A 22,573-nucleotide genomic window follows, 5' to 3' on the forward strand; every position below is an offset into this window, starting at 1 on the left:
TGGCGGCATAATGAGGGCGCTGACACAGAATGACGCCAGCGCCGATAGTGAGGTTTTAATTCAAACTGCGGGGCGATATTCACGCCAATAGCCGATCAACGTTTGGTAATTTTGTTTCACTTGTGTCATCAGCCCGGTATCGTCTAATTCGCCTTGCAGCCATTGACGTGATGCCTGGCCGAAAATGGTTCGGCCGACGGCAAAACCTTTGACCCACGGAGCATGTGCTGCTGCGGCAAATCCGGCTTTAAGTTGCGCTTGTGGTGAATCTAAACCAAGAATTAAGACACCGCGGCAATAGGGGTCATTGGTTTCAAGCAGTTTACCCACCTGTTGCCAGTTTTCTGCACTCAAAGGCGGTAGCTTCCACCAGTCTGGTTGAATACCAAGCTGATAAAAATGCTCCATAGTTTCAATGTAGTAGCTCTCGTCCTTATCTTTATCGTCATCAGGTAAAATAATTTCCAATAGCAGTTCATGCCCGGACTTACAGCACCCGCTATAAACATCAAGAATCAGTTCATCTTGTTGCTGGCGCAGTTCAGCACTATCGTGTGGATGATAAAAAACCAGGCATTTCACAACATGTTCTAGTGGCCAGTCGATTAATTGTGAACCAATATTGCCATGCTCAAGCCGTAACGGCCTGGAACTGGGTAGCTCAATTGGGCGGCCTATCCACCAGCCTTGACCCGTAATGGCATTCAGTGCCTCTTGGCCATAAGTGGTATCGGCCAAAATCCCGCTATTATTCTCCAACCCAGACTCTTTGGCCGCTTGCTGTGCCGCTCGTAGTAGCAATGTCTTCAGTTTAGGAATTCGGTCTTCGCTCACGCCGGCGTCATGGGCCATATCAGCCAACTGTTTGCGGTGGTCAAAAGCAAACACACAAAGCTCTGGCCACTGTTGTTTACGTGTGGTGACTCGATGCAGGTGGTTGAGTCGGGGGTCGCGATCGGGTCGCGGAACAGAATGCTCGCGGCTAAGGTAATCATCCAGTTCTATTTTTGTTGGCATCGCAGGGGCACAGCCATGACGTGAAACCACCAGTGCACCGCAGGCATTTGCATAGCGACAAGCTTGCTCCCAGCCTTCATCATTCATGTATCCACGCAGTAAACCGGACATAAATGCATCACCGGCACCTAGCACATTAAGAACCTCGACACGGACACCAGAGTGCAATTTGACTAACTGCCAGCTGGACGGTATTTCACCTTCAAACACCGAGCAACCTTGAGCTCCGCGCTTACAAACCAGTGTGGCCTGCGTGGCTTTACGTACATTCTGGAGGGCGATCAGCGTATCGGTACTGCCCCCTGCAATGTGGAATTCTTCTTCTGTGCCGACAATTAAATTGAAATGATGCAACACTTCTTGCAATTCTTGCGTCACTTTCTGCGATTCAATGAAACGTGTTTCACCGTCGCCAAGTGACGTCAGGCCCCATAACACGGGGCGATAATCGATATCCAGCGCTGTCCGCAGGCCATGCTTATGTGCGTATTTCAATGCTTTCAACACCGCGGCCCGGGTATTCTGGTGAGAAAGATGTGTGCCGGTGATGGCCAGTGCTCGCGATGACGAGATATAAGACTCATCAATATCATCAGGAGTTAATGCCATATCTGCGCAGTTATCACGGTAAAAAATGAGTGGGAAAGTCTCTTGATCCTTAATGCCAAGAATGACCAGACCAGTTAGCCGATGTTTATCTGTAATCAGAAATTGAGTATCGGCTCCAACACGTTGTAGCTCCTCGCGCAGGAAACGGCCCATATGTTCATCACCCACACGCGCCAGCATACCTGACCTCAGGCCCTGAATTGCCGTCCCATAAGCAACATTGCCGGACGACCCCCCCAAATATTTGGCAAATGTACTGGTGTCTTCCAGCCGGGCACCGATCTGTTGCCCATAAAAATCGACGGCAATACGACCAATACAAATGACATCCAGCACTTTGTGTTGTGTACCCATACCCATTTCCTTCTGTATTAAATATACCCTTTGTCCTTGAAGTTGCTGGGGTGTTAGCTGCGTTCAAATCTGCTCTCGGCAGATTTACTACCCGAACCACTTACCTTGAGTAAGCTTATCGGGATGTGTCTACTTGCAGCCTACCTGCAATTCTAATGACGTTGAGTATCGACCCGAAAAATGACCAATGAGATGTGCCTGTAATCGCGTTTCTGAAAGTAGTATGAGGAATAAAAATTTCAAACTCAAGATTAAATGAAATTTATTGCCCAGTTATGTGATGAGGATAAAAGCCTTATATCACCTCTGAAAATAGATGTTTCGGCGTATGTATGGGCTGCTTATGGATAAGCGAATCGAGACTGATGTAGTAAGATAAAGCAAGTTATAAACCAATAATATCATTATGTTATATGCTTACCTCGGTCGGTGGCATCCAGGTCGTCTTATGCTTGTGATCAGATGTTCTTTGTTTTCTATTGTTACTTTATTATTTGATCTTCATCGCATAATGAAATATTTCTTCTGTAATTCCGTTTTATGAAAAAAATATTTGTTTATAATCTCTGCAATGTTCCACCTTACTGTCGTCAGCGTAGCGCAAGCTATCAGGTCTGCCACTTCTCACCGGCACGCACAATCAGGGGGAAGGCTAAGGCTCCTGGCCACCGTGGTGCTGCGTAAACAGAGCAAAGGATGAGTTAATGAATAAGATTCGGCTTACCACCGCACAGGCATTAGTCCGCTTTTTGGATAATCAATATCTGCAAGTCGATGGTCAGGACATCAAGTTTATCAAAGGCATTTTTGCGATTTTTGGTCACGGAAACGTGCTGGGAATGGGGCAGGCGCTTGAACAGAACTGTGGCGACCTGGTGGTCCATCAGGGGCGAAATGAACAAGGTATGGCTCATGCGGCCACCGGTTTTGCCAAACAAAAACTTCGCCAGCAAATTTATGCCTGCACATCCTCTATCGGCCCAGGCAGTGCCAACCTTATCACCGCTGCTGCTACGGCGACGGCCAACCGTATACCCCTATTACTGCTTCCCGGTGACGTATTCGCATCACGCCAACCCGATCCGGTGTTACAACAGATAGAACAATCCCATGATTTGAGCATTAGCACCAACGATGCATTCAGGCCCGTTAGTAAATACTGGGATCGCATTGTCCGGCCAGAACAACTGATGAGTGCATGTATTAATGCAATGCGGGTACTGACTGACCCGGCTGAAACAGGGGCTGTGACCCTGAGTCTGCCACAGGACGTTCAGGCAGAAGCCTATGATTACCCAGATTATTTCTTCCAAAAAAGAGTCCATCGCCTCGATCGCCGTCCACCGAGTTCAGCTATGTTGGCCGATGCCATCGCACTGCTAACCTCCAAACGTAAACCGATTCTGGTGTGTGGCGGCGGGGTGAAATACTCGCAGGCAGGTGTGGCATTACAACAATTTGCAGAGTGTTTTGGTCTGCCGTGGGTCGAAACACAGGCGGGTAAAGGGACTATCAGCTCTGAACATGAATTGAATCTCGGCGGTATTGGTGAAACAGGGTGCCTGGCCGCCAATACCTTGGCAAAACAGGCCGATTTGGTTATTGGCGTTGGCACACGTTATACCGACTTTACCACTTCATCAAAATGGTTATTCCAAAATCCCGATGTATCATTTCTGAATATTAACGTTAGTGCTTTCGATGCCGGCAAACTGGATGGTTTGCAATTGCTGGCTGATGCTCGTGAAGCTTTGGCAGCGCTACATCAGGAGTTAGCCCACACCGGCTATCAAGCTGGCTGGGAAGGAGAAATAGCCCAAATGCGCGCTGAACAATTGGCGGAGACTGGGCGGGTTTATCAGGTGGAGTACAGTGGCGAAGGCTTCACGCCTGAAATTAATGATCATCTGGATCGAGATCAGGTGTTTGCTGAGTTTATCAATAAAACCGGCTCATTCCTGACACAAAGCCAGGTACTGGGCATTCTAAATCATCAATTACCTCAAGACGCTGTCATTGTTGCGGCCGCAGGTAGCTTACCCGGCGATTTACAACGCGTGTGGCGTACGAAAGGGAATAATGGCTATCACGTTGAGTATGGTTATTCCTGCATGGGCTATGAAGTCAGTGCTGCGTTGGGGGTGAAGCTGGCTGAACCGGGCCGCGAAGTCTATTCACTGGTAGGCGATGGTGCTTTTATGATGCTGCACTCCGAACTGGTCACTTCGATTCAGGAGCGCTGCAAAATCAACGTTGTCTTGTTCGATAACATGACGAATGGCTGCATAAACAATCTTCAGATGGAACACGGCATGGACAGCTATGCCACCGAGTTCCGCTTCCGTAATCAGGAAACGGGTCAACTCGATGGTGGGTTTGTCCCAGTAGATTTCGCAATGCTAGCTGCCGCCTATGGCTGTAAAACATATCGGGTTTCCACAGAGCAACAGCTGATTGACGCGCTGGCTGATGCTCGTTTACAGACTATTTCTACCTTGATAGACATAAAAGTGCTGCCAAAGACGATGGTACATAAATACCTGAGTTGGTGGCGAGTCGGGGTAGCTCAGGTTTCTGAAAGTAAAAGGACTGACGCTGTTGTTCGGGAACTGGAAAAAAATATCGCTAAAGCCCGCGATTATTAGTGCTGATTAAATAAGCAATAAACAGATTATACCCAACAAATTCAAATTTTTGGGTGTGTTTGACCTGGATGTGAAGTCGTACAACGAGCAGGTATAACCTGCAAACCGAAACTTCATAAGGAAAATAATATGTCGCTAAATATTGGTGTGATCGGAACGGGCGCTATTGGTCAGGATCATATTCGCCGTTGCAGTAAGGTTTTACAGGGTGGCCGTGTGGTCGCGGTTACTGATATCAATCGAGAACAGGCTACGCAGGTTATTCGTGATTTGGGTATCGAAGCGAATGTTTACGCCGATGGTCATGAAGTGATTAATGCAAAAGAAGTTGATGCAGTATTGGTTACGTCTTGGGGGCCAAGTCATGAAGAATTCGTTCTGGCAGCTATCGCCGCAGGTAAATATGTTTTCTGCGAAAAGCCGTTGGCAGTTACTGCTGAAGGATGTAAACGGATAGTCGAAGCAGAAGCAGCACAGGGGAAACGTCTGGTTCAGGTCGGTTTTATGCGCCCTTATGATCAAGGTTATCGTGCGCTGAAAGATGTCATTACCAGCGGGAAAATTGGTGAGCCATTAATGTTGCACTGTGCTCACCGTAACCCAAGGGTGGGCGATAACTATAAAACTGATATGGCGATTACCGATACATTAATTCATGAGATCGATGTGCTGCGCTGGCTATTGGACGATGACTATATCTCTGTTCAGGTAGTTTTCCCACGTAAAGCCAAACATGCCAAAGCGCACCTAAGAGACCCGCAAGTCGTTTTATTTGAAACGGCTAAAGGAACGCGTATTGATGTAGAAATCTTCGTGAACTGCCAATATGGCTATGATATTCAATGTGAAGTGGTAGGGGATAGCGGTATTGCAAAACTACCTGAGCCTTCATCGGTTCTGTTACGTAGTGACGCGCGGTTATCACATGAGATCCTGGTCGATTGGAAAGATCGCTTTATCGATGCCTATGATGTTGAACTGCAAGCTTTTATCAACGATGTGCTGGCTGAGAAACTCACCGGGCCTTCTGCCTGGGATGGCTATGCTGCCGCTGTTACGGCAGATGCCTGTATCGCAGCACAAAGCAACGGTGAGATTGTCCCTGTGAGTCTGCCGCCACGGCCTGTCTTTTACGACAAGTGATATCAATACCTGCTACCTGTGCCTCACTTCTATGTGGTCGCATTGCATTGCAAGGCCCATGTTGAGAGTAAACCGTCAATATCTCTCACCTTAAACTGGGAGCGTTATGAAGATTGCATTTGATGTTGATGTCATTAAATACTTGGGTATTACCAAGATGGTTCGTCAGGTAGCAGATTGGGGATATGACTATATTGAGCAGTCGCCACATCCGCAGCTTAATCCTTTTTATAAACACCCCAAAGCAGGGCGTGAAGTCGTTGCTGAATATAAGAAAGCACTAAAAGAAACCGGTGTCCAAATATCGTCATTCATCGTGGTCTATCGCTGGTCTGGGCCACTAGAGGCGAGGCGTCAGGCGGCGGTAACCAATTGGAAGAGAATGATTGAAATTGCTGTTGAAATGGGTGTTTCAGTCATTAACACCGAGCTTTCCGGTGATCCAAACGAACCTGAAATTTGCGAAGAGATGTGGTATCGCTCGATGGAAGAGCTATTGCCGATTATCGAGCGCGAAGGTATTCGCGTAGAGATTCAATCGCATCCGTGGGATTTCTGCGAAGAGAATAATGAAACTGTGGATCTGGTTAAATCACTCCGCAGTGATAACGTGAAGTATCTGTATAGCGTGCCGCATACTTTTTTCTACGATAAAGGCAAAGGCGATATTGCCAATATGCTGAAATATGCCGGTGACGACCTCTCCCATGTATTGGTTGCCGATACCATGAATCACACCAAACACTGCCGTTATATTGTCAATCCGCCGGGTGTGGATGCGGTTATTCATCAACATGTTGGTATTGGTGAGGGGGAAGTCGATTTCTCTGCTTTATTTCAGGCGCTGCGCGATATGGATTTTGCCAACCGCACTTTTAAAGTTGGCGGAGAATCTATTATTGCGACCTCACTGTTTGGTTATCCGGAAAAAATGGTGCATCAGGCTGTCGCCACCCGCGAGAGAATTGAGCGTGAATTGCTGGGTAAATAAGACCGTATAACAATCTGATTTTTAGGCAAAAAAGAAACCTTATTCTTCTATAAAGATTATTTTCTGTATTAAAAGACGGGCAATTAATCACCTTTTAATTGTATTCATCTGTATAAATTAGATGTATCGCAGAGGTTTATTATGAATAAAGAACGTGTGAAATTGGCAATCGCCCCTATTGGCTGGACGAACGATGATATGCCGGAGTTAGGGAAAGAAAATACCTTCCAGCAATGTATCAGTGAAATGGCGCTTGCCGGATTCACTGGTTGCGAAGTCGGCAGTAAATATCCACGAGATCCTAAAATACTTAAGCCCATGCTTGAGCTGCGTGGTATGCAGATTTGTAATGCATGGTTCAGCACTTTCTTTGCCGATGACCTGCAGGCTAAAACCATTGATGAATTCACTAATCATATGAACTTCCTTCATGCGATGGGTGCAAAAGTGATTGGTTGCTCAGAACAAAGTAAAAGTATTCAAGGAACTACAAAAGCTGTTTTTGAAGAAAAGCCTTACTTTACTGATGTGGAATGGCAGCGAGTTGCTGATGGTTATAATGCATTAGCCAAAATAGCTGCCACTAAAGGGATGCAAGTGTGTTTGCATCACCATATGGGAACCGGTATTCAAACCACCGAAGAAATAGATCGTTATATGAGTATGGTTAATGATGATGTCTATCTGCTATTTGATACCGGCCATGCTTATGTTTCTGAGGGTAGCCAGGAAGCAATGTTAGCTATTTTGGAGAAATACCTGCCACGTATTAATCATATCCATTTAAAAGATGTGCGTGATGAAATCGTGGCTGATGTTAAAACCAAAAAACGCAGTTTCCTTGATGGCGTGAAAAAAGGCATGTTCACTGTTCCGGGTGATGGCGTGATTGATTTTAGGCCGGTGTTTAAACTATTGGATGAGAAAGGCTATCAGGGCTGGATGGTGGTTGAAGCAGAGCAGGATCCCGCTATTGCCAACCCGTTCGAGTATGCAGTAAAAGCACGCCGTTATATTAAAGAAACCGCAGGAATCTAGTTTTAACCGCAGGGGGATAGATTCATTCACTATCCCCTAATGGTCAGGCTGATACCCTGACTCGGCCCATATGATGTGCATCAACATGCTGGCCATCGCGGAAAGCAAAGCGCGGGCTGGTGCCCTCAATTTCAAAACCAAACTTATGGTAAAGTGCGATCGCTGCTGCGTTGTCGACAAACACCGTCAGCTCAATACGTTGTATATTCAGCCAGTTATCACATAAATCAATCATGGCCGCCATCAGACGACTGCCGATACCCTTACCGCAAAAATTTGCTGCAACGGCAATACCAAAAGTTGCCACATGGCGGCGGCGAGCTCGTTGATTCGCTTCAACAGTAAGTTGCCCGACAATTTCCCCGTCTATACAAGCCACCAGATTATGCATTCCCACAGGAATGTCCTTAATCTTTTTAGCCCACATATCTTCAGGAGGTAGGGGGAGCTGTAATGTGTCGCGATAAACCTGTGGATGAGAAAATAACTGCTGCAAAGCCGGATAATCGGTGGATTCCACATGGCGTATCTGCACATTTGTCATAAACATACCCTTACTCTTACTGTTTGAATAATCTAATAAAGTAACAATTTTTTTACGTGAGTCAATAATATTGGTATTGGCTAAAAAAAACACTTTACAAGTGAGAGTGATAATGATTATCATTGCCGTGCTTTCAGATGAGGCATCAGAGTTTAGGTGTTCACATGACGAAGGCACGACATTGCTCACATTGCTTCCAGTGTTTACTTAGCCAGCCGGGTGCTGGCTTTTTTTTTGCTATTTTTACTTCAAATCCTCTATTCGAAAACGGCGATATCGCTAAATTCCACAATAATTTTCACTCTAATAGCTTCAAATCCAAATCATTTATTGTTCTCTATTCGAGTCGGTCGAATTTTTTGAATAGAGGGATGAGTTTTTTGCGCTTTCATATTCTCACGCGATATCTAGACTAAAGAAAACGTTGAGGAGAACTGAACATGATCTATTTACGCAAAGCAGAAGAACGTGGCCATGCTAATCACGGTTGGCTGGATAGCTGGCACACCTTCTCATTCGCCGATTATTACGACCCAGAATTTATGGGTTTTTCAGCACTGCGAGTCATTAACGAAGATGTTATTGATGCCGGGCAGGGGTTTGGAACTCATCCACATAAAGATATGGAGATCCTGACCTATGTGCTGTCTGGTACTGTTGAACATCAGGACAGCATGGGCAACAAAGAGCAGATCCATGCCGGTGAGTTCCAGATTATGAGCGCCGGTACTGGTATTCGTCATTCAGAATATAATGGCCGTGACGATCAACCGCTGCATCTATATCAGATCTGGATTATTCCAAATAAAACTGGGCTTGAGCCGCGTTATGAACAGCAGATGTTTGATAATCCACAAGGCCGTCAACTGGTGCTGTCACCGGATGCTCGTGATGGTTCATTGAAAGTGTTCCAGGACATGACATTATGGCGCTGGGCATTGAAACGCGAAGAGACGTCGATTTATCAGATTCAGGCAGAGCGCCGCATCTGGATACAGGTGGTGCGCGGTAAAGTATCTATCAATGGTCACCAGGCCGGAACTAGCGATGCCTTCGCCATCTGGGATGAAACTGCGCTTTCGATTCATGCGGATGAAGACAGCGAAATTTTATTGTTTGATTTACCGCCAGTTTAAGTTTGATAGTCCTGAGTAATAAAGGGTATACGCATCGCGTTATACCCTTTTTTTTGCTAGAATCATATCCCACCCACCCTGCCTCAGCTCATTGATAATGAAGAAAAAAAGGCCAGTGCTACAAGACGTCGCCGATATGGTGGGGGTTACTAAAATGACCGTCAGCCGCTATTTGCGTAATCCGGAACAGGTTTCGGCTGCATTGCAGGTAAAAATTGCCTTGGCGTTGGATGAACTGGGTTATATCCCCAACCGTGCCCCCGATATTCTCTCCAATGCCACCAGCCATGCGATTGGCGTGCTGTTGCCGTCATTAACTAATCAGGTGTTTGCCGAGGTTTTGCGCGGTATTGAGAGTGTGACGGATGCACATGGCTACCAAACCATGCTGGCGCACTATGGCTATCAAAAAGAACGTGAAGAGCAGCGGCTAACCTCGTTACTCTCTTATAATATTGATGGCTTAATCCTCTCCGAACGCCACCATACAGCCCGTACATTGAAAATGATTGAGGTCGCGGGGATTCCAGTTATTGAGCTGATGGATTGTATTTCGCCGTGTATTGATTTGGCCGTGGGTTTTAATAACTTTGAAGCGGCAAGGCAGATGACACAACAGATTATCGCCAAAGGGCATCGTCATGTGGTTTACTTCGGCGCGCGTCAGGATGAACGAACGGTGATTAAGCAGCAAGGTTATGAGCAGGCAATGTATGAGTCAGGTCTGCTTCCGATAAGTGTGATGACCAGCCGCTCATCATCATATTCGGCAGGGGCTGAGCTGCTACGCGAAGCGCAAGCGAGCTACCCGCAGATCGATAGTATTTTTTGTACCAATGATGACTTGGCGATTGGTGCGGTATTTGAATGCCAGCGTCAAGGACTATCTATCCCACATGATATGGCGATTGCCGGTTTTCACGGCCATGATATTGGCCAGTCGATGGTGCCGAAACTGGCCAGCGTACTGACACCCCGTGAGCGTATGGGGCAAATCGGTGCCGAGCGCTTATTGGCTCGGCTGTGCGGAGAGGCGGTGACGCCCAAGATGGTTGATGTCGGGTTCACCATCCTCCCCGGTGGCAGTATTTAAATCACAGTCGCTGTTATATCACCATTGCTAACAACAGGCAGCCGATCAATCCACAGACGGAAATGATGGTTTCCAGCACTGACCATGACTTGAAGGTTTCGACGATGGTCAGGTTGAAATACTCCTTGAACAGCCAGAAGCCTGGATCGTTGACGTGCGAAAAGATAACACTGCCGGAGCCGACTGCGATCACCATTAACTCAGGGCTGGCACCGGTGGTAGCAATTAATGGTGCCACGATGCCGCCAGCCGTGATTGCTGCAACGGTCGCGGAACCCAGCGCAATACGTAATACCGCAGCGATTGACCATGCCATCAGAATTGGTGATAAGCCGCTGCTGTTCATCATGCCGGCAATATAGTGATCAACACCGCTATCGACTAATACTTGCTTGAACGCTCCGCCACCGCCGATGACTAACAGCATCATCGCAATAATTTTGATGGAATCGGTCACCGTCTCCATGACTGATTCCATTGAACGGCCCCGGTTTAAGCCAAAGGTGAAAATCGCGATCAATACCGCAATCAACGTAGCAATAACCGGATCACCAAAGAATTCTGCGTAAGCAAGAATTGGATGGCCCTTTGGTAGAATCATCTCTGCCACGGCACGCAGTGCCATCAAGATAACTGGAACCAGCGCGGTACAGACACTGACACCAAAGCTTGGCATCTCTTCATCGGTAAAGGTTTTGGGGTTATACAATCCTTCCGGGACAGGTTTATCAATACCTTTGAGAAAACGGGCAAACACCGGGCCGGCCAAAATAACCGTCGGAATTGCCAGCAAGGTGCCATACAGCAGGGTTTTGCCCATATCAGCATGGAAAATAGTAGCGATCGCGGTCGGGCCAGGATGTGGTGGCAGGAAGCCGTGGGTGACAGATAATGCTGCTGCCATCGGTACACCCACATAAAGTAGTGGAATACGCGCTGATGCGGCGATACTAAATACCAGCGGCAGTAACAGCACAAAACCCACTTCATAAAACAGCGCAAAACCGACGGTAAAACCGGTCAGCACCACCGCCCATTGGATGTGTTTTTTACCAAATTTATCAATCAAGGTAGTGGCGATGCGTTGAGCGCCACCACAGTCAGCCAGTAATTTCCCAAGCATGGCACCAAAGCCCATGATCAGCGCCAGGCTACCCAGCGTTCCGCCGACCCCGGCTTTGATTGAGCCGACGACTTTATCGACCGGCATTCCTTGCATAATACCGACCGCCAACGCGACCAGTATCAGGGAGATGAATCCGTTCAGTTTGAAACGAATCATCAGCAACAGCAGCATGGCGACGCCAACCGCAACAATGACTAATGGCATAGTGTTTCTCCAATAACTTCAGGTATTTCGTTTTTGTTATGGTTTGCGGTCAGCTTCTTTTTATCATCAGTAGGGTAGGAAGGTGGCCTTTGTGATAAAAATCACATCTTCATTTGTTACCGGTATCATGATACCGGTAACATGGTAAAATACGGAACCATAGAACCGGTAAAATTCCCATTCTGAGATAGAGATCAAAATTATGGCGGGACGTAGCATTATCGTGATGGGTGTATCAGGCAGTGGTAAAACCACGGTGGGAGAAGCAGTGGCGCGTCAGATCCACGCTAAATTTATTGATGGTGACGACCTGCATCCTCGAGCCAATATTCAAAAGATGGGCAGCGGACACCCGCTTAATGATGAAGACCGTATGCCGTGGCTAGAGCGCCTGAGCGATGCGGCTTATAGCCTTAACCATAAAAATGAAACCGGTATTATTGTCTGTTCGGCGCTAAAGCGCCGCTATCGCGACCGTTTGCGGGAAGGCAATCAGGGGATGGTATTTTTATATTTGAAAGGCAGTTTTGACGTCATTATGGAACGGCTCAAAGCGCGGTCAGGTCATTTTATGCCAACCGACTTACTGAAAAGCCAGTTTGAAGCATTGGAAGAACCCGGAGCGGAAGAGCCGGATGTTATTTGTGTCGATATTGATGCGGATATTGATGAAGTGGCGCAGCGCTGTGTGTTGGCATTGAAAGGTCGCGTTTAAATCCCTTACTGAAAACCAATATAATTCAATACCAAAGAGGGCGTGCGCACCTCTTTGGTTGTGTAGCCGGGCCTAACCTTACTGAGTCAAATACGCCCGCACGCCATCCAAAAACATCTGCGTCGATAACATCACCAAAATTAAGCCCATCAACCGTTCCAACGCACTGACGCCTTTACTGCCCAGCAGCCGCAGGAACAGGTTCGACATCAGCAGAATTGCGGCGGACAAACCCCAGGCGATCATCAATGCCAGAACTAAATGGCTGATTTTATTTGGGTATTGATGGGACAGCAGCATCAAGGTCGCCAGAATTGACGGGCCAGCCACTAGTGGAATCGCCAACGGGACTAAGAATGGTTCCTCCCCCGCAGATAACCCGGTCACGGTACTTTCAGGCGAGGGGAAAATCATCTTAATAGCAATTAAAAACAGAATGATACCGCCTGATATCGACACTGTTTCTGTACGCAGATTGAGAAATGCCAGGATTTTCTCGCCGGCGAACAGAAAAATTAGCATCAATATGAGTGCGATCAGCAATTCGCGGATCAAAACCACTCGCCGCCGTTTAGGTTCCAGGTGTTTAAGCACCGACATAAAAATCGGCAAGTTTCCCAACGGGTCCATAATCAAAAACAGCAACACAGTTGCTGCAATCATCTCAGTCATTATTACCTCTAGGGGACTGGCGTTTCCCGCCAATCAAAGCCACATATTAGGAAGATTGCTTTGAATCATTCTGGTATCGAATAAATTCACTTGCCACTTTGTTCATATTTTGTAAGGTGGTATCAGGTCTATCTTAGTCAGTCTGCCGTACCCTTACAGCGCGCAGTTATACAAGACAGGCATCCATTAATCGGTGTCACCTTCCAAGGCAGGACAGTAAATATGAAAAACGTTGGTTTTATCGGCTGGCGCGGTATGGTCGGTTCAGTGCTCATGCAACGCATGATTGAAGAGCGCGACTTTGACAGTATCCACCCGGTCTTTTTCTCTACCTCTCAACACGGTCAAGCTGCACCGGCGTTCACCGGTGAGCAAAGCACGCTGCAAGATGCTTATGATATTGATGCGCTGAGTGCATTGGATATTATCATCACCTGTCAGGGGGGAGATTATACCAACGAAATTTATCCAAAGCTGCGCGAAACTGGCTGGCAAGGCTATTGGATTGACGCCGCTTCTTCTCTACGGATGCAAGATGACGCAATTATCATTCTGGACCCGGTAAACCAGAGTGTTATTCAGCAGGGGCTGGATAGAGGAATCAAGACCTTTGCTGGTGGTAACTGTACCGTGAGTCTGATGCTGATGTCACTGGGCGGTTTGTTTGCTAATAACTTGGTTGAGTGGGCATCAGTTGCTACTTATCAGGCAGCATCCGGTGGTGGCGCGCGCCATATGCGTGAGTTACTGACCCAAATGGGCATGTTACATGCTGATGTGGCAAAAGAGTTACAAGACCCCGCTTCGGCCATTTTGGATATTGAGCGTAAAGTGACAGCGGCAACCCGCAGCGGCAAATTACCGACCGATAACTTTGGCGTACCTCTGGCGGGCAGCCTGATTCCTTGGATCGACAAAGCGCTGGATAATGGTCAAAGCCGCGAAGAGTGGAAAGGCCAGGCTGAAACCAACAAAATTCTGAATACCAGCAGCGTTATTCCAGTCGATGGCCTGTGCGTGCGTATTGGTGCGCTGCGTTGCCATAGCCAAGCCTTTACGCTGAAACTGAAAAAAGATGTGCCATTGTCAGAAATTGAGCAAATGTTGGCAACTCACAATGACTGGGTTCGTGTTATCCCAAATGACCGCGAGCTGAGTATGCGTGAACTAACCCCCGCAGCGGTAACGGGTACTTTAAATACGCCGGTTGGCCGTTTGCGTAAACTGAATATGGGGCCGGAATACCTCTCTGCTTTTACCGTGGGTGACCAGCTATTATGGGGCGCAGCAGAGCCACTGCGCCGTATGCTGCGTATCTTGCTGTAACGGTTATTTAAAATAATAGCGGTAAAGCCCTGTCCCTTATGGTCAGGGCTTTTTTGTTTTATAATATAAATTAATTAAATAGTTAATTTATATATAGTATTAATTATTTTAAATTATGTTTTTTAAATAAAACCCATTAAATTAATAAAAGTAATTTTTATATATTCATCCTAGTTAATAACGTGAAATGGTTTGTTGTTGCATGGCTTTGTCGTACCAGAAAATGAAATTACAAAAGATAAATTAGGACTTGAATAAAATAATGATTAACTGTAACGTGGCACTTGTTCATCGTGATTTTAGTTTAAGTGCTCTATAAATTATATTTATTAATTGCTACTGTTTTTAACTAAATTATATCGGTCGGAATTATTTTAAATGATTTTCATCCTTGTTCCATTTTCAGACTTTATAGTGAATATATAAGGTCAATTTAGATAAAGTAATGATGAGTGTTGTTATCTTATTTTTCTCTTTAATGAAAGGGGTTTTTATATGAAAATTTTATCTATACATGAAACTAAAAGTGTTAGCGGTGGTTATTCTGAAATGCAATCATCCTATGCTTTAAATGCTTCTGCTGGAAAGGTGCCGTGGTCGTCAGTATCACCAGTAACCGCCGAAATTATGAGTGTGAATGCATATTACACAAAGTCTATTTTTAATCCTGACATAACCATCTCCACAGATAGTCATAATGTTTTAGCGACGAGTGAAACCAGAATAGTTATTAATAATTCATTACCAAGAGGGTAAGTGTGGTTATTTTTTGAATAAAAAATCCATATAATCTGTTGTCTACTATATAAAAGCTGCATATGTAATCTTCTTTTATACCTAAATGGTTTTTGTAATGTCTAATATCGTGATCTGTATTGGCATTTAACCTGGTAGGGGAGTTGTATGAATGGCGCGGGGTTTGCTATTGGAATTATAAATATTCTGATAAAGATCTTTTTTTATATATTATTTTATATGGCCATGCTGTATGTGTCTGGTTTTTTGTTAGATGGTAATTTACCGGAAGTTGGGAGTAAGGTTTTTATATCAGTTGGCTGCGCAACGCTATGTACATTCATTCCATCATTTGATGGAATGAAGACCTTTTTAAGTATAAGAAGTAAATAACCTCAACTTAATATTATTGGTTTTGGTCATTGCGGGGGAATCATCATATGAAAAATTCATCAGTATTAGAAATCTAACATGTCAGTGATGCTGGAAAAGAATTAGCTCAGGCTTCTGGTTCCTTGGTGGGTTCTGTCGTTGGAGGGCCGGTGGGGGAAACGGCTATAGCAGCAGAGCAGGGGGAGCCGCATTGTGCATTGGATGGGGTCGCAGGAGGAAAAACCTATGATGGTATCTTTCACGTAATCAATACCACTCCCCAAATTACTATTCCGGCAGTGAGTTATAATCCAGCCAAACTGGGTAGAACGGCTTATTTGAGTGGCTCTGATTGAAGAATGACCGGAAGGTTAAATTGTAGTTAATATGTAGGCTTTGATATATGAAACCACAAGATACACCTAATTAATTATGTGTTATTGATGCTTAACATGACATGTATTTATTAATGGCCCTAAGCGATAGTTAGTGAAATATAACAGGATAATATATGTTCAGGCAGGAAGCCTTTGATTACCAGAAAGCAAAGTGGACAGGGAAGGCACTACTTATTTCTGGTCTTCCCGTTTGGGTCATCGCATCAGGGGTATCAGTAATTATTATTATTTTTCTGACTTTTATTATTTTTGGTAATTATACTCGGAGAGTGAATGTTTATGGTGAAATCACAACACTTCCTCGTCCAATTAATATTTTTTCTTCTCACCAAGGCTTTATTACCCAAAGTTTGGTGAGTGTGGGTGATGAGGTGGTCAGAGGACAAGCACTTTATCAAATAGATGTAAGTAAAGTGACTGATTCCGGTGTGGTGAGTAAGAATAACCAGCACGCCATTGAGCGTCAGTTGGTACAGGTTAAGAACATTATTAAAAAGCTACAAGGGAACAAACTCGCCACCTTGAGTAACATTCAAGACAGAAAAATAAAGTATGAGATAGCTTATGAAAAATCCTCTCAATTGGTAAAAAATAGCCAAGAGAATGTTGAGTCTATGCGTAGAATGGCGAATGATTATAGAGAATATCTACGGCAGGGGCTTATTACCCAAGAACAAGTCAATAATCAAACCTATTCTTACTATCAGCAACAAAGTGCCGCCCATAATCTATATGGCCAAAATATGCAGGAAGCACTGCAAATAGCTAATTTGGAAAGTGAGATTGTTACCCGTGCAGCTGATTTCGATAATCAGATTTCACAATATGAATTGCAATATGGTGACCTACGAAGGCAACTAGCCGAAACTGATGCCACAGGGACCTTAATTATTAATGCGCCCGTCGATGGCCGAATAGAATCACTTAGTGTAACAACTGGACAAATGGTTAATATAGGGGACAGCCTGGCACAATTGATTCCAGGTACTGAACCTCAGTATTACTTGGTACTTTGGCTGCCTAATGGAGCTATACCTTATATAACTGTAGGTGATTTTGTAAATGTGCGTTACGAGGCTTTTCCTTTCGAGAAGTTTGGTCAGTTCCCTGGCCGCATTGAAACTGTTTCTTCTGTGCCAGCCTCTACTCAGGAGATGGCCAGTTATAATAGCACGCCACGTTATCACTCAAATTTAAGCGCGGAATCTTACTATAAAATGTTGGTAGTTCTGGATGAAACCCAGTTCCACTATCAAGAAAAAACATTACGCCTTACTGGGGGAATGAAAGCACAATCGACTCTTTTCCTTGAAAAACGTCCCCTCTATCAATGGATGTTCTCCCCTTTCTATGACATGAAAAAAAGCCTGATGGGGCCTATCCATGAATAACATTTTCTTCTCATCTATTATGAGTAAGTTAAATTTAGCATGGCGGAGAAAAGTGCCACAGATTTTACAAACTGAATCATCCGAGTGTGGGTTGGCAAGTTTATCGATGGTGTTTCACTATTTTGGGCTGAATATTGATTTATTCAATTTACGTCAGCAGTTTGGTATTTCAGTTCGCGGTGCAACGCTTAATACATTAATGGATGTAGCTAGTTCACTCAAATTTAAATCCCGCGCTTTATCGCTGGATATCGATGAACTTTTCGCACTTAAAACGCCGTGTATCCTGCATTGGGATCTCAATCATTTTGTCGTACTCATAGCGGTAAGACGAAATAGCATCATTATTCACGATCCCGCCTTTGGACGTAGAGTTATTAGTTTGCATGAGTTATCACAGCATTTTACCGGCATTGCGTTGGAACTATGGCCTGCCAGCGATTTTACCTCTTCAACTCAACAAAGCCGGTTACAGTTGCGTCGTTTATTATCCAATATAAGTGGATTAAAAGGCGCTTTAACCAAAATATTTTGTCTCTCACTGGTTATTGAAGCAGTGAGTTTGCTAATGCCTGTAGGTACCCAACTGGTTTTAGACCATGTGATTCAAGCCAGCGATCATCACTTATTAGCGCTTATTTGTACTGGATTGCTGTTCTTCATTATATTTCGAACTGCTGTCGCGATGTTGCGCTCGTGGATAACTATCGTGATGGATTCACTGATAGATGTGCAGTGGAAGGCCGGTATGTTCGACCATCTTATGAAGCTCCCGTTAGCCTATTTTGAAAAACGTAAATTGGGTGATATCCAGTCACGTTTTGGCTCGCTGGATACAATCCGTACTACTTTTACTACCAGTATTGTTAGCTCGATTATCGACTGCATTATGTCTATCGGCTTACTCGCCATGATGTTGTTATATGGTGGTTGGCTGGTCTGGGTGGTGCTGGGGTTTACTACTATTTATATCATCATGCGTCTGATTACTTATAATCACTACCGGCAAGCATCTGAAGCATTACTGGTTAAGGGCGCTAAAGCCAGTTCACATTTTATGGAAACGCTCTATGGCATTGGCACCCTGAAAGCGCTGGGATTGTTAAAAACGCGTTCCCAATTCTGGTTGAACCTGAATATTGATACTACTAACGCAGGTATTCGCATTACTCGATTAGATATGTTATTCGGGGGCGTGAATACTTTTATCGCCGCTTGCGATCAGATCATTATTCTATGGTTAGGGGCATCATGGGTTATTGATAATCAGATGACTCTGGGGATGTTTGTCGCATTCAATGCTTATCGTGGTCAATTCTCAGTGCGTGCCAGTAGCCTGATTGATATGGTGCTGCAATTACGTATGCTCAGCCTACATAATGAGCGAGTGGCAGATATTGTTTTGTCTGAACCGGAAAAGGAAATGCCGACCCGGCAATTATTTCCTCCCAACGCGCCGGTAGCTTTTTCGGTCTGTAATCTGTCTTATCAGTATGACAGCCTATCTAAGGCTATTATTAATGCACTTAATATTGAAATTAAACCAGGGGAAAGTGTTGCTATTATAGGGCCATCTGGAGTGGGAAAAACAACGTTAATGAAATTAATGAGCGGATTATTGGAACCGAGTTCGGGGCGCTTATTAGCCAATGGGCTGGATATCCACGCGATTGGTATTAATAATTATCGGGAATGCATTGCCTGCATTTTACAAGATGACAAACTGTTCGCTGGTTCTATCGCTGAGAATATTGCCAGTTTTGAGCTGTCTTTAGATATGGAGTGGGTAATGGGCTGTGCCCGTCATTGCAATATTCATGATGATATAATGAAAATGCCAATGGGGTATGAAACGTTGCTTGGTGAGTTAGGGGGCAGTTTATCTGGAGGGCAAAAGCAGCGATTATTAATTGCTCGTGCTCTATATCGCCGACCCGGTATTCTGTTTATGGATGAAGCGACCAGTCACTTAGATTTGGCCAACGAAACCTATATCAATGCCAGTATTGCTGCATTAGCTATTACCAGGGTAATTATTGCCCACCGGCCTTCAACCATTGCGTCAACTGACCGCATAATTACACTGAGTTGAAATAATGTAATTAGCCAACGGCGGATTATACTAGGAAGGTTTGTTTTTTAAACTGTATATTATTAGTGTGTGTTATCATCCCGATAAATTAATTTGCAGGTATATGAGTGGTTATTAATTAAATCACTCAAGATTGAGACGGTTATTTAAATAAGATAAGGGGAAACCACACTTGGTCACTTTGTCGGAGGCGAAACTTATGATGGCGCGCCTCATGTAATCAAATCGTCATCGAGGTTCAATTTTCCAGCGTGAACGATGGAAAGTTATTATATTTCAATGATTTTTATTATATTTACAACAAGATTATCATTATTTAAATTCGTGCATTTATATATAATGCATCATCAACCTGTGGTGATACATTATATAAACATTACATTCATTTATCAGAAGAAAGTCGGTTTAAATCGGGTTGCCAATGGGGCCGACTATAACAACTGACTGATATTAAGCTCTTCCATCAAACAATGGTTATCTGAGTAATCCACTGGGATAGCAATCACTGCTGGGCCTGATACATCCATCGCTTGATGCAATTTACGGGTTAGCTCATCGGCTGATTCGACGGCAAAACCTTTAGCACCAAAGGATTCGGCATACATTTTGAAATCAATGGGGCCAAAGCTGACACCTGATGGGCGTTTATATTTTTTCTGCTCCTGAATTTCCACCATGTTGTAACCGTTATCGACCCAAATAATATGCAGCAGATTGCTTTTCAGGCGCACAGCGGTTTCTAACTCCATGCTAGATTGCATAAAGCCCCCATCACCTGATACGGATACTACCTTCTGGTGTGGATTCACCAACGCAGCGGCAATGGCCCACGGCAGTGCTACGCCCATTGTCTGCTGGCCGTTCGACATCAGAATCTGTCGCGCACGGAAGCTGTAAAGGTAACGAGCAATCCAGATATGAAAACTCCCCATATCAACGCATAATGTCACGTCGCTGTTGACGATATCTTGCATCGCTCGAACCAGACGCAAAGGGTGGATAGCAAAGCCACTCATCTGTTCTGCCCGATTAGCCAAATCCCGCCGTTGGCGGCAACGATCGTTCAATATCTCCTGCGTTTGTGGAGTCAATATTAGTGGGCCATTTATCCGTTGATCCAATGCATCCAGAGTGGCGGCAATATCGCCTAGTAGCTCTTTTTCTGGTTGGTAGGCGGCCTCTATTTCGGCGGGTAAAATATCAATATGTATCAGCGTGGTTTGGCCGTTATTCCACAGTGCAGGATCATATTCCACTGGGCTGTAACCGATAGTTATAATCAAATCAGCTTGTTGCAGCAGCTTATCGCCTGCCTGATTATTAAATAAACCCACTCTTCCGGCGAAATGGTCAAAATGTGCCTGATCGACCACCCCCGCCGCCTGATAGGTGCTGGTAACCGGTATTTTACTGTGGTGCAGGAAACGGCGTATGGCCTCTGCATTTGCTGGCTGGCTCGCCATCAATCCAAGCAATAAAATAGGATTTTTAGCCTGTTCAATCAGCTTTGTCACCGCAATGATTTCCTTCTGCGGGGCGCTACCATTATGGGGGCAGGGTTGATGAATCAGTGCATGACTGGTGACGGGTTTATTGAGAATATCTTGTGGCAAGCTGACAAATGCGGCTCCCGGCCGGCCAAACTCAGCGGTTCTGAATGCATTGCCTAACACTTCCGAAAGTGCTGCAGATGCTGTGACTTCTGCACTGAATTTGGTCACCGGGCGGAAAATACTGACGGTATCCATACTTTGGTGAGTGATTTTCAGGCTATCGGCCCTTTTTACCGCGCCACCTAATGCCACTACTGGATCGCCTTCGGAGGTGGCGGTTGCCAGCCCGGTCACTAAGTTGGCACAACCCGGCCCTGATGTGACTAACGCGACTCCGGCTTTACCGGTCAAACGACCAATGGCCCCGGCCATAAAGGCTGCATTGGCTTCGTGGCGCACCACGATGGTGTTGATACTGGAGTCTTCCAGAGAATCAAATACCCGGTCGATTTTAGCGCCAGGAATGCCGAAAACCTGCTTCACCCCCTGCTGCTCTAAATGATTAACAACCAGATCGGCTCCGCATTTCCACGCCAGAATATTCGGTTTATTCGTCATGATGTTTTGTCCTCTCTATCACTGATAGCGGCTGTGTGCTGGGGTTAACTCTCTACGGCGCGAATGGCGTTATTAAGATTATCGGGAGAGAGGTTGGCATGAAGAAAATCTGGTGCCTGCGGCAAATCGATAACCAATTTTGCGACAGTACCAAATGTGAGTACGCCGTTTTCCAATTGATAATCCAGTACATGGCCACCGCCGCTGCGGTCATCAGTAATAAAATGTTCATGGTAACCGGCAACATTAATACCTTGGGTATAGTTGGGGCTGCGGAAACCGATGATCACGCCACTTTGATGCTTAAATGCAAACGTAGGTTGCTCGGCGATGGCCTCCAACATGGGTTTGTAGGGACGCTGTTGGCAAGGGACGGTGCGGGTATCAACATGGCTGAATTTTCCGTTGATGCGTAAGGCGCAAAACAGGTTATCCGTTTTGGCAACGTCGTCGATGACATCGTGGAGCTGCTTGCGGCTCATTTTATGTTCGAAGCGCCGTTCTTCTGTCGGTTGGAAAAAGGTCATTACCGCAAAAGGCGTCTTTTGTTCTGGCCGTGCCATGCGGGCGCTACCATCGGATCGCAATTGATAAATTTTGCTATTGAATGCGACCAGTTCGCCATCAAGATTATTAAATGTTCCTAATCCAAAATTACCGTATTTAAGCAACTCGCTCATGGTGATATTACCTTCATAAACGCCACCTATGAGTGCGCTCATAAGTGATGTTTGATAAATAACACACTCTGAATGCATGGTTTTGTAGGCAGTGAAGCTGTCAGTAACATCCTGAACGCATGAGCACGCTGATACCATTGGTCTAATCATGTTCTTCTCCGTCGTTAAATAACATAAGTTA

18 protein-coding genes are annotated in these 22,573 nt (G+C 45.2%); 12 read left to right on the forward strand and 6 right to left on the reverse strand.

Features of this window, described 5'->3' with window-relative positions; genetic code table 11:
• Positions 1 to 60: 60 nt before the first annotated feature.
• The gene (locus AT01_RS13000) at positions 61 to 1,980 is read right to left on the reverse strand and encodes a bifunctional 5-dehydro-2-deoxygluconokinase/5-dehydro-2-deoxyphosphogluconate aldolase (RefSeq protein ID WP_042547450.1); all 1,920 of its coding nucleotides are present in this window, start codon (positions 1,978 to 1,980) and stop codon (positions 61 to 63) included.
• A gap of 704 nt (positions 1,981 to 2,684) precedes the next feature.
• Here AT01_RS13000 and iolD point away from each other — a divergent pair.
• The 4 genes from iolD to iolE all read left to right on the forward strand — a co-directional run bounded on the left by iolD (position 2,685) and on the right by iolE (position 7,797).
• Positions 2,685 to 4,625, forward strand: a complete 1,941-nt coding sequence (gene iolD / locus AT01_RS13005; RefSeq protein WP_042547451.1) for a 3D-(3,5/4)-trihydroxycyclohexane-1,2-dione acylhydrolase (decyclizing) — start codon at positions 2,685 to 2,687, stop codon at positions 4,623 to 4,625.
• A gap of 129 nt (positions 4,626 to 4,754) precedes the next feature.
• Complete coding sequence (locus tag AT01_RS13010) at positions 4,755 to 5,768, forward strand: Gfo/Idh/MocA family protein (RefSeq protein ID WP_004699620.1); 1,014 nt, start codon at positions 4,755 to 4,757, stop codon at positions 5,766 to 5,768.
• 106 nt (positions 5,769 to 5,874) lie between these two features.
• Positions 5,875 to 6,759, forward strand: a complete 885-nt coding sequence (locus AT01_RS13015) for a sugar phosphate isomerase/epimerase family protein (RefSeq protein ID WP_042547452.1) — start codon at positions 5,875 to 5,877, stop codon at positions 6,757 to 6,759.
• A gap of 141 nt (positions 6,760 to 6,900) precedes the next feature.
• Complete coding sequence (iolE, locus tag AT01_RS13020; protein WP_042547453.1) at positions 6,901 to 7,797, forward strand: myo-inosose-2 dehydratase; 897 nt, start codon at positions 6,901 to 6,903, stop codon at positions 7,795 to 7,797.
• Between the two features lie 43 nt (positions 7,798 to 7,840).
• On the opposite strand, the gene AT01_RS13025 is transcribed toward iolE, so the two are convergent.
• A complete protein-coding gene (locus AT01_RS13025) occupies positions 7,841 to 8,341 on the reverse strand; it encodes a GNAT family N-acetyltransferase (RefSeq protein ID WP_042548618.1) in 501 nt (166 codons plus the stop codon).
• Positions 8,342 to 8,781: 440 nt separating this feature from the next.
• Here AT01_RS13025 and AT01_RS13030 point away from each other — a divergent pair, with 440 nt between their 5' ends.
• Together AT01_RS13030 and gntR are read left to right on the forward strand one after the other, a co-directional pair.
• Complete coding sequence (locus AT01_RS13030) at positions 8,782 to 9,477, forward strand: pirin family protein (protein WP_042547454.1); 696 nt, start codon at positions 8,782 to 8,784, stop codon at positions 9,475 to 9,477.
• A gap of 97 nt (positions 9,478 to 9,574) precedes the next feature.
• The gene (gene gntR, locus AT01_RS13035) at positions 9,575 to 10,570 is read left to right on the forward strand and encodes a gluconate operon transcriptional repressor GntR (protein WP_042547455.1); all 996 of its coding nucleotides are present in this window, start codon (positions 9,575 to 9,577) and stop codon (positions 10,568 to 10,570) included.
• A gap of 13 nt (positions 10,571 to 10,583) precedes the next feature.
• On the opposite strand, the gene gntT is transcribed toward gntR, so the two are convergent.
• Positions 10,584 to 11,900 (reverse strand): gluconate transporter, encoded by a 1,317-nt coding sequence (gene gntT, locus AT01_RS13040; protein ID WP_042547456.1) that lies wholly within the window; start codon positions 11,898 to 11,900, stop codon positions 10,584 to 10,586.
• A gap of 202 nt (positions 11,901 to 12,102) precedes the next feature.
• Here gntT and AT01_RS13045 point away from each other — a divergent pair, with 202 nt between their 5' ends.
• Positions 12,103 to 12,615: a gluconokinase gene (locus AT01_RS13045; RefSeq protein WP_004699636.1), complete on the forward strand. Its 513-nt coding sequence runs from the start codon at positions 12,103 to 12,105 to the stop codon at positions 12,613 to 12,615.
• 78 nt (positions 12,616 to 12,693) lie between these two features.
• Here AT01_RS13045 and AT01_RS13050 read toward each other — a convergent pair whose 3' ends face one another.
• Positions 12,694 to 13,287 (reverse strand): YhgN family NAAT transporter, encoded by a 594-nt coding sequence (locus AT01_RS13050; protein WP_042547457.1) that lies wholly within the window; start codon positions 13,285 to 13,287, stop codon positions 12,694 to 12,696.
• Between the two features lie 222 nt (positions 13,288 to 13,509).
• Between AT01_RS13050 and asd the strand changes: the two genes are divergently transcribed.
• The 5 genes from asd to AT01_RS13075 all read left to right on the forward strand — a co-directional run bounded on the left by asd (position 13,510) and on the right by AT01_RS13075 (position 19,601).
• Positions 13,510 to 14,613 (forward strand): aspartate-semialdehyde dehydrogenase, encoded by a 1,104-nt coding sequence (gene asd, locus AT01_RS13055; protein WP_042547458.1) that lies wholly within the window; start codon positions 13,510 to 13,512, stop codon positions 14,611 to 14,613.
• A gap of 495 nt (positions 14,614 to 15,108) precedes the next feature.
• Positions 15,109 to 15,369: a hypothetical protein gene (locus AT01_RS21775; RefSeq protein ID WP_144404936.1), complete on the forward strand. Its 261-nt coding sequence runs from the start codon at positions 15,109 to 15,111 to the stop codon at positions 15,367 to 15,369.
• 497 nt (positions 15,370 to 15,866) lie between these two features.
• Positions 15,867 to 16,076, forward strand: coding sequence for a hypothetical protein (locus tag AT01_RS13065; RefSeq protein ID WP_144404937.1), 210 nt, complete (start codon positions 15,867 to 15,869; stop codon positions 16,074 to 16,076).
• Between the two features lie 155 nt (positions 16,077 to 16,231).
• The gene (locus AT01_RS13070; protein ID WP_042547461.1) at positions 16,232 to 17,509 is read left to right on the forward strand and encodes an HlyD family secretion protein; all 1,278 of its coding nucleotides are present in this window, start codon (positions 16,232 to 16,234) and stop codon (positions 17,507 to 17,509) included.
• The gene (locus AT01_RS13075; RefSeq protein WP_042547462.1) at positions 17,502 to 19,601 is read left to right on the forward strand and encodes a peptidase domain-containing ABC transporter; all 2,100 of its coding nucleotides are present in this window, start codon (positions 17,502 to 17,504) and stop codon (positions 19,599 to 19,601) included. Before AT01_RS13070 ends, AT01_RS13075 begins: the two co-directional genes overlap by 8 nt.
• 431 nt (positions 19,602 to 20,032) lie before the next feature.
• On the opposite strand, the gene alsS is transcribed toward AT01_RS13075, so the two are convergent.
• A complete protein-coding gene (gene alsS, locus AT01_RS13085) occupies positions 20,033 to 21,712 on the reverse strand; it encodes an acetolactate synthase AlsS (protein ID WP_042547464.1) in 1,680 nt (559 codons plus the stop codon).
• Positions 21,713 to 21,756: 44 nt separating this feature from the next.
• A complete protein-coding gene (budA, locus tag AT01_RS13090; protein WP_042547465.1) occupies positions 21,757 to 22,542 on the reverse strand; it encodes an acetolactate decarboxylase in 786 nt (261 codons plus the stop codon).
• Positions 22,543 to 22,573: the final 31 nt, after the last annotated feature.

The sequence above is a fragment of the Yersinia aldovae 670-83 genome (genome assembly GCF_000834395.1).
Classification (GTDB): Bacteria; Pseudomonadota; Gammaproteobacteria; order Enterobacterales; family Enterobacteriaceae; genus Yersinia; species Yersinia aldovae.

Excerpts from the sequence above, each read along its gene's own strand:
- AT01_RS13000 (WP_042547450.1), bottom strand. The coding sequence starts at position 1,980 with ATGGGTACACAACACAAAGTGCTGGATGTCATTTGTATTGGTCGTATT.
- iolD (WP_042547451.1), top strand. The coding sequence starts at position 2,685 with ATGAATAAGATTCGGCTTACCACCGCACAGGCATTAGTCCGCTTTTTG.
- AT01_RS13010 (WP_004699620.1), top strand. The coding sequence starts at position 4,755 with ATGTCGCTAAATATTGGTGTGATCGGAACGGGCGCTATTGGTCAGGAT.
- AT01_RS13015 (WP_042547452.1), top strand. The coding sequence starts at position 5,875 with ATGAAGATTGCATTTGATGTTGATGTCATTAAATACTTGGGTATTACC.
- iolE (WP_042547453.1), top strand. The coding sequence starts at position 6,901 with ATGAATAAAGAACGTGTGAAATTGGCAATCGCCCCTATTGGCTGGACG.
- AT01_RS13025 (WP_042548618.1), bottom strand. The coding sequence starts at position 8,341 with ATGACAAATGTGCAGATACGCCATGTGGAATCCACCGATTATCCGGCT.
- AT01_RS13030 (WP_042547454.1), top strand. The coding sequence starts at position 8,782 with ATGATCTATTTACGCAAAGCAGAAGAACGTGGCCATGCTAATCACGGT.
- gntR (WP_042547455.1), top strand. The coding sequence starts at position 9,575 with ATGAAGAAAAAAAGGCCAGTGCTACAAGACGTCGCCGATATGGTGGGG.
- gntT (WP_042547456.1), bottom strand. The coding sequence starts at position 11,900 with ATGCCATTAGTCATTGTTGCGGTTGGCGTCGCCATGCTGCTGTTGCTG.
- AT01_RS13045 (WP_004699636.1), top strand. The coding sequence starts at position 12,103 with ATGGCGGGACGTAGCATTATCGTGATGGGTGTATCAGGCAGTGGTAAA.
- AT01_RS13050 (WP_042547457.1), bottom strand. The coding sequence starts at position 13,287 with ATGACTGAGATGATTGCAGCAACTGTGTTGCTGTTTTTGATTATGGAC.
- asd (WP_042547458.1), top strand. The coding sequence starts at position 13,510 with ATGAAAAACGTTGGTTTTATCGGCTGGCGCGGTATGGTCGGTTCAGTG.
- AT01_RS21775 (WP_144404936.1), top strand. The coding sequence starts at position 15,109 with ATGAAAATTTTATCTATACATGAAACTAAAAGTGTTAGCGGTGGTTAT.
- AT01_RS13070 (WP_042547461.1), top strand. The coding sequence starts at position 16,232 with ATGTTCAGGCAGGAAGCCTTTGATTACCAGAAAGCAAAGTGGACAGGG.
- AT01_RS13075 (WP_042547462.1), top strand. The coding sequence starts at position 17,502 with ATGAATAACATTTTCTTCTCATCTATTATGAGTAAGTTAAATTTAGCA.
- alsS (WP_042547464.1), bottom strand. The coding sequence starts at position 21,712 with ATGACGAATAAACCGAATATTCTGGCGTGGAAATGCGGAGCCGATCTG.
- budA (WP_042547465.1), bottom strand. The coding sequence starts at position 22,542 with ATGATTAGACCAATGGTATCAGCGTGCTCATGCGTTCAGGATGTTACT.